Source organism: Providencia sp. Je.9.19 (genome assembly GCF_051129765.1).
Taxonomy (GTDB): Bacteria; Pseudomonadota; Gammaproteobacteria; order Enterobacterales; family Enterobacteriaceae; genus Providencia.
This window is the reverse complement of record NZ_JBCPSS010000023.1, coordinates 1-1248: the sequence shown is the minus strand read 5'-3', so window position 1 is coordinate 1248 and position 1248 is coordinate 1. Positions and strand designations below refer to the sequence as shown.

General features: G+C 50.3%; 1 protein-coding gene. It reads left to right on the top strand.

The features are described from left to right. Positions 1-1248: Ig-like domain-containing protein (locus AAZR93_RS21540; protein WP_434721036.1), on the top strand; the 1248-nt coding region annotated here is incomplete at both ends.

Genomic DNA, 1248 nt, shown 5'->3' with positions numbered 1-1248 from the left:
GGGCACTCGGAAGCGCATGCTGATATTCAAATCACCATTGGCGGTCAAGTTTACTCGACCATCGCGGATGAAAAGGGGAATTGGTCGATAGATATTCAAACCCCACTTGGGCAGGGCGCACATTCTTTAAAAGTTAAAATTACTGACAAGGCGGGGAATAGCGAGACACTCAGTGAAACGGTACAGATAGATACCGTGCTACCCGCGGCCGAGGCCACACTGGCACAAAACAGCGACTCGGGTGTGAAAGGTGACCATCTTACCCAAGAAAAAGCGGTGACCTTAGTCGGCAAAACTAAGCCGGGCTCGGCGGCAGTGGTTGAATTTGCTGGGCAGGAGTATCCGGTAGTGGTGGGTAAGGATGGGGCTTGGCAGGTAACTTTGCCCGCCGTAACGGAAGATAAAGTCTATGACTATCAAGTCAAGGTAACGGATAAAGCAGGCAATGTCGGGGTATTCCACGGGCAGTTTACGGTTGATACCCAGGTGGATGCATTATCGGTACACCTAGATGCGGCTTCTGATAGTGGTATGATCGGGGATAGAGTCACCAATGATATGCGCCCTCATTTTTCAGGAAAAGCGGAAGCCAATAGCGCCATTGTGTTAATTATAGGTGGGCAAAAACTCACAACCACCGCCGATGAAAATGGCGATTGGACTGCCGTTAGTCAAAAAGGGCTGGCTGATGATCTCTACCATTATCAAGTAACGGCTACGGATGTGGCAGGCAACAGCAAAACATTAACTGAGTCCGTGCAGATCAAAACGACATTGTTGCCGACAACACTGCAACTAAATGGTCGACCCGACTTTCTCACTCATCAAACCACCCCGACATTATCAGGGCACTCGGAAGCGCATACTGATATTCAAATCACCATTGGCGGTCAAGTTTACTCGACCATCGCGGATGAAAAGGGGAATTGGTCGATAGATATTCAAACCCCACTTGGGCAGGGTGCACATTCTTTAAAAGTTAAAATTACTGACAAGGCGGGGAACAGCGAGACACTCAGTGAAACGGTACAGATAGATACCGTGCTACCCGCGGCCGAGGCCACACTGGCACAAAACAGCGACTCGGGTGTGAAAGGTGACCATCTTACCCAAGAAAAAGCGGTGACCTTAGTCGGCAAAACTAAGCCGGGCTCGGCGGCAGTGGTTGTATTTACTGGGCAGGAGTACCCAGTAGTGGTGGGTAAGGATGGGGCTTGGCAGGTAACTTTGCCCGCCGTAACGGAAGAT